The 5,836-nt window shown below is 77.0% G+C and carries 6 protein-coding genes; 2 read left to right on the forward strand and 4 right to left on the reverse strand.

The genetic code is table 11. The annotated features are described in order from the left end of the window. Positions 1-177: 177 nt before the first annotated feature. Complete coding sequence (locus FA014_RS17360) at positions 178-708, forward strand: acyl-CoA thioesterase (protein ID WP_154730888.1); 531 nt, start codon at positions 178-180, stop codon at positions 706-708. Positions 709-861: 153 nt separating this feature from the next. Here FA014_RS17360 and FA014_RS17365 read toward each other — a convergent pair whose 3' ends face one another. Then, on the reverse strand, positions 862-2,628 hold the full coding sequence (locus FA014_RS17365) for an SDR family oxidoreductase (protein WP_419178434.1): 1,767 nt from the start codon (positions 2,626-2,628) through the stop codon (positions 862-864). Between FA014_RS17365 and FA014_RS17370 the strand changes: the two genes are divergently transcribed. Then, positions 2,627-3,310 (forward strand): O-methyltransferase, encoded by a 684-nt coding sequence (locus tag FA014_RS17370; RefSeq protein ID WP_154730889.1) that lies wholly within the window; start codon positions 2,627-2,629, stop codon positions 3,308-3,310. The genes FA014_RS17365 and FA014_RS17370 overlap by 2 nt on opposite strands. Before the next feature lies 1 nt (position 3,311). Here FA014_RS17370 and FA014_RS17375 read toward each other — a convergent pair whose 3' ends face one another. The 3 genes from FA014_RS17375 to FA014_RS17385 all read right to left on the reverse strand — a co-directional run bounded on the left by FA014_RS17375 (position 3,312) and on the right by FA014_RS17385 (position 5,691). After that, positions 3,312-4,307, reverse strand: coding sequence for a DNA topoisomerase IB (locus FA014_RS17375; RefSeq protein ID WP_154730890.1), 996 nt, complete (start codon positions 4,305-4,307; stop codon positions 3,312-3,314). 91 nt (positions 4,308-4,398) lie between these two features. Next, on the reverse strand, positions 4,399-5,286 hold the full coding sequence (locus tag FA014_RS17380) for an acyl-CoA thioesterase (protein WP_154730891.1): 888 nt from the start codon (positions 5,284-5,286) through the stop codon (positions 4,399-4,401). Positions 5,287-5,361: 75 nt separating this feature from the next. After that, entirely contained in the window at positions 5,362-5,691 is a 330-nt protein-coding gene (locus FA014_RS17385) for a globin (protein ID WP_230323336.1), read from the reverse strand. Positions 5,692-5,836: the final 145 nt, after the last annotated feature.

The raw sequence follows: 5,836 nt of genomic DNA on the forward strand, positions 1-5,836 counted from the left end.
CGCGCGGCGGGGGACCGGGCGCGCTGAGCCCGCCGCGCACGGGGGACCGGGCGCGGCTGAGCTCGCCCCGCGTGCCGGTGCGGCCGACGCCACACGCGCGCCGCGCCCGCGGGCGCCGGTCGGAGGGGCAGGATGCTGGGGGCGCGGCACGGCGCCGCACCGAGGGACGGAGGACGGATGGCCAGGCTCCGGGTGCCGGTCCAGCTGCGCTGGTCCGACATGGACGCGTACGGGCACGTGAACAACGTCGAGCTGCTGCGGCTGCTCGAGGAGGCCCGCATCGAGGCCTTCTGGGCGCACCCCGCGCCGGCCGACCCGCTCGGCGAGGGCGCCGCGCCGGGCGTGCGCGACCGCGAGACGTGGCCGACGGCCGTGCTCGACGCGGGCCCGGGCGCCCGGACCGCGACGCTCGTCGCCCGCCAGGAGGTCGAGTACCTGCGCCCGCTCGGCTACCGCCGCACGCCGGTCCTCGTCGACATGTGGATCGGCCACCTCGGGGGCGCGAGCATCGACGTCTGCTACGAGGTGCACGACGCGTCCCCCGACGACGTCCCCGTCGACGGCGCCGGCCCGTACGCCCGGGCGGTCACGACCCTCGTGCTGGTCGACGCCGCGAGCGGCTCGCCGCGCCGCATCGGCGAGACCGAGCGGGCGGCCTGGCTGCCCTACGTCGAGACCCCGCCGACCTTCCGCCGCCGCGGCCGCTGACCCCGCGCCGAGATCGGCGCTTGCGCCCGAGATCGGCGCCCCCACCCACCGATCTCGCGCCGACCCACCGATCTCGGCGCCCTCGAGCCGCCGAGACAGGACCGTCCAGGGTCCTGCCTCGGCGCGCGGGTCCTCGCTCGCGGGGCGCGCGGGTCAGCGCGGGAGGTCGCGGCGCGAGCGCTCCGCGGTCTCCGCCGCGCGGGCGATGTTGCGCTGCATCCCGCCGAACACCACGCCGTGGAACGGGTACACCGCCCACCAGTACAGCTGCCCGAGCAGCCCGTGCGGGTGGAACACGGCCCGCTGCGCGAACCGGGTCGGCGGCGTCGTCCAGCGCTCGGGGGAGACGTCGGCGGGGCGGGCGGAGTCCGTGTCGCCCTGCTCCTCGGGGGTGTCGCCGTCGGGCTCGACCCGCAGCTCCAGCCACGCCAGCCCGGGCAGCCGCATCTCGGCGCGCAGCCGCAGCAGCCGGCCGGGCTGGACCTCCTCGACCCGCCAGAAGTCCACCGCGTCGTCGACGACGAGCCGCCGCGGGTCCCGCCGGCCCCGTCGCAGACCCGGCCCGCCGACGACCCGGTCCAGCAGGCCGCGCACCCGCCACGCGAGCGACCACGAGTACCAGCCGCGCTCGCCGCCGACGGACTCCAGCACCCGCCACAGGGCCGCGGGCGACGCGTCGACGTCGACGCTGCGGGCGTCCTCGTAGAGCGAGCCGCCGGCCCAGTCGGGGTCGGAGGGCAGCGGCTCGGAGGGCGCGCCGGGCACGCCGGCGGACGACCAGCGCGTCGTCACGTCGGCCTCGCGGACCCGGGCGAGCGCGAGCTCCAGCGCGCGCGGGAACGAGATCAGGCCCTCCGGCGGGTCCGGGACGTACCGGGCGATGTCGTGCTCGTCGCAGACGACCTCGTGGATCAGCGACTCGACCAGCGGCCGGGCGATGCCGGACGGCACGGGCGTGACCAGGCCGACCCAGTGGCTGGACAGCCGCGGGGTCAGGACCGGCACCTTGACGATGAGCCGCCGCGGCAGCCCGGCGGCCTTGGCGTACCCCTGCATCATGTCGCGGTACGTCAGGACGTCGGGCCCGCCGATGTCGAACTCCCGGCTGACGTCCGGCGGCATCGAGGCCGAGCCGACCAGGTACCGCAGCACGTCCCGGATCGCGATCGGCTGGATGCGGTTGTCCAGCCACTTGGGCACGGTCATGGCGGGCAGCCGCTCGGTGAGGTACCGCATCATCTCGAACGACGCCGACCCCGAGCCGAGGATGATCGCCGCGCGCAGCGCCGTCGTCGGGACGCCGGAGGCGAGCAGGATCTCGCCGACCTCCTTGCGCGAGGCGAGGTGCGGGGACAGGTCCTCGGTGTCCGGCGTGAGCCCGCCGAGGTAGACGATCCGGCCGACGCCGGCCTCGCGGGCAGCAGCGCCGAACGTGAGCGCCGTGTGCCGGTCCCGCTGCTCGAACCGGCGGCCGGAGCCGAGCGAGTGGATCAGGTAGTACGCGACGGCGGTGCCCTCGAGCGCGGCGCGGATCTGGTCGGGCTCGGCGGCGTCCGCCTGGGCGACCTCGACGGCGTCGTACCAGGGCCGGCCACGCAGCCGCTCGGGGCGGCGGGCGATCGCGCGCACCCGGTACCCGGCGGCCAGCAGCTCCGGGACCAGGCGCCCCCCGACGTAGCCGGTCACGCCGGTGACGGCCACCAGCGGGGCGTCCGGCCGGGGTCGTCCGTCGGGTCCGACCCCCGGGACGATGCCGCTGAGGGTGCGGGCGACCGGCTCGGGAAGCAGGTCGTCGGCGGTGGGCGCGTCCGCGCTCGGGCCGGTCACGGCGGGGTCCTGGGGCACGTCCGCAGTCTCCGACGCCCGGGCGCGGACCGCATCCGGTGGACCCGCGCCGGGCCGGGTGCATGATCGGGGCATGGGCGAGCACGGGTCGGGAGAGCAGGGCTGGGCGGCGGTCGACGCGTACCTGGTCGCGGAGCTGGTGCCGGAGAGCGCGGAGCTGGTCGCGGCGCGGGACGCCGGACGGGCGGCCGGGCTGCCGGCCATCGAGGTGGCGCCGACGGAGGGCCGGCTGCTGTGGCTGCTGTGCCGGATCGCGGGCGCGCGCCGGGTGCTGGAGTTCGGCACGCTCGCCGGGTACAGCACCCTGTGGTTCGCCGACGCCGTCGGGCCGGACGGGCAGGTGACGACGCTGGAGATCGACCCGGTGCACGCCGCCGTCGCCCGGGAGAACTTCGTGCGCGCGGGCGTCGCGGACCGGGTGCGGCTGGTCGAGGGGCCGGCGGGCGACTCGGCCGAGCAGCTGCTCGCGCAGGGCGAGGAGCCGTTCGACCTCGTGTTCGTCGACGCGGACAAGCCGAGCAACGCGCGCTACCTGGACCTCGCGGTGCGGCTGTCGCACCCGGGGACGGTGGTCGTCGTCGACAACGTCGTGCGGCGGGGCGCCGTGGCCGACGCGGCGTCCGACGACCCGCGGGTGGTCGGGTCGCGCGAGGTGCTGCACGCGCTGGGCACGCACCCGCGGCTGGACGCGACGGCGCTGCAGACCGTCGGCGCGAAGGGCTGGGACGGCTTCGCCCTGGCCCGCGTCCGGGACTGACTCAGGACAGCAGCGCCAGGGTCTCCTTCTCCGCGACCGCCTGGGACCGGGTCGGGCGGATCGTCGTGCCGTGGGTCCACAGGTCGACGACCCGCGGGTCGATGTAGGACGCCCGGCACACCGCCGGGGTGTTGCCGAGCTCGTGCGACACCGCCTTGACGACCGTCGCGACCACCCGGCGCCGGCCGCGCTCGGACGCCGGGGCGGGACCGCTGGCCGCGAGCCCCCGCGCGGCGAGCACCGTCGCGTGCCAGGTCCGGAAGTCCTTCGGGCTGGCGTCGTCGCCGAGCCGGTGCTTCACGTCGGCGCCCACCTCCGCGCTGGTGATGTCGTGCCACCCGTCGTCGTCGCGCCAGGCCAGCAGCTCGGGCCCGCCGCCGCGCCGGCGCAGCAGGGTCCCGACGAGCTCGGCGACCTGCGCGTCCTCGACCACGACGTCCCGGATCTGCCCCGACTTGGCCGGGTAGTGGAACCGCACGGCCGTCTCCGCGCCGTCGTCGTCGGCGAGCACCTGCACGTGCTCGCGGCGCAGGGTCGCGAGGCCGTAGGAGCCGTTGCGCTGCGCGTAGCCCTCGCCGCCGGCCCGGAAGTACGCGAGGTCGAGCAGCCGGAACGCCAGCGCGAGGGCCTTCGCCCGCGGGAACCCCGGCAGCGCGAGGTCGCGGCGCACCGACCGGCGTGCGGCGGGCAGCCGGCGCGCGACGTCGAGGACGTGGTCGTGCTTGAGCCGGTCGCGGCGGCGCCGCCACTGCTCGTGGTAGAGGTACTGCCGCCGCTGGGCGTCGTCGAGCCCGGCCGCCTGGATGTGGCCGTTCGCCCACGGGCTGATCCACACGTCCTGCCACGCGGGCGGGATGGCGAGCGCGACGATGCGGTCCAGGTGCTCGGCGTCCGTGATCCGCGTGACGCGGTCGACGTCCAGGTAGGAGAACCCCTTCCCGGCGCGTCGCCGGGTCCACCCCGGGGAGTCGATCCGGACCCGTCGCAGCCTCACCACCGGGACACTGTGCACCGGGCCCCGGCGCCCCGCCAGCGGAACCCCTGGGGCGTCAGGGACCGCTCGGCGGACCGGCCCGCGCGCCCGCCGGTCAGGCGGCGGGGACCCGGACCATGCCCTCCTGGGCGATGGTCGCCAGCAGCGTGCCCGACCGGTCGAACACCCGGGTGCTGCCGAGCCCCCGGCCGCCCTGCGCCGACGGGCTGTCCTGGTCGAACAGCAGCCAGTCGTCGACCCGGACGTCCCGGTGCCACCACATGGCGTGGTCCAGGCTCGCCACCGACAGCCCCGGCGTGAGCCAGGACAGCCCGGCGCGGCGCAGCACCGGCTCGAGCATGATCTGGTCGCACGCGAACGCGAGCAGCGCGCGGTGCAGCAGCTGGTCGTCGGGCAGGGCGCCCTTGGCGCGCATCCACACCCGCTGCCGGCCCTCGGGCGTCGGGGCCGGGCCGAGGTACAGCGAGCCGCCGACGTGCCGGACGTCGAACGCGCTCTCGTGCGTCCAGAACCGCGCGACCGGGTGGTCCAGGTGGCCCATCCGGTCCATCGCCGACTCCACGTCCTCGGGGGCCGGGACGTCCGGAGCGGGCTCGGTGTGCTCGACCCCGGGCTGGTCCTCCTGGAACGAGGCGATCATCGACAGGATCGGGTCGCCGTCCTGCGCCGCGTGCGTGCGCCGCGCGGAGAACGACCGGCCGTCGCGCAGCCGTTCCACCCCCAGCTCGATCGGGGTGCCGACCTCGCCCGCGCGCAGGAAGTACCCGTGCAGCGAGTGCGGCAGCCGGCCCTCGGGGACGGTGCGCCCCGCCGCGACGAGCGCCTGCGCGATCACCTGGCCGCCGAACACCCGGCCGCCGGGCTTCGGGAGGTTCGTGGCGGTGAAGGCGTCCGGGCCGGTGCCGGGGGCGACGTCGAGGACGCCGAGCAGCGCGGTGATCGGGTCGGGGGCGGGGGCGGTCGAGGGTGCGGCGTCGGTCACGCGGGCCAGCGTCTCACGACGACCCGCCGGGCCGGTGCGCCGTCGGTGCCGCCCGGGTGCGCCCCGCGGGCCTGGTCAGCGTCCGGCGGAGTTGACCAGCGAGTGCGCGGCGCGCTCCAGGTAGTCCCACAGCGTCGCCTCGTGCAGCGGCGCGAGGTCGAGCACGTCGACCGCCGCGCGCATGTGCCGCAGCCAGCGGTCCCGCGCGTCGGGGTCGACGACGAACGGCATGTGCCGCATCCGCAGCCGGGGGTGGCCGCGCTCCTCGGAGTAGGCGGTCGGCCCGCCCCAGTACTGCTCGAGGAACATCGTCAGCCGGCGCTTCGCGGGGCCGAGGTCCTCCTCGGGGTACATCGGCTTCAGCACGGGGTCCGTGGCGACGCCCTCGTAGAACGCGTCGACCAGCCGGGCGAACGTCGCGTGGCCGCCGACCTCCTCGTAGAACGACTCGCGCCGGCGGGCCTCGGCGCTGCCCTCCGGGGCGGGGGCGACCGCGGCGGCGCGGGCGGAGGGCTGGGCGGGCGCGGCGGCGCTCAGGGGGAGGGCCGGG

Source organism: Cellulomonas hominis, assembly GCF_005239125.1.
GTDB lineage: Bacteria > Actinomycetota > Actinomycetes > Actinomycetales > Cellulomonadaceae > Cellulomonas > Cellulomonas hominis_A.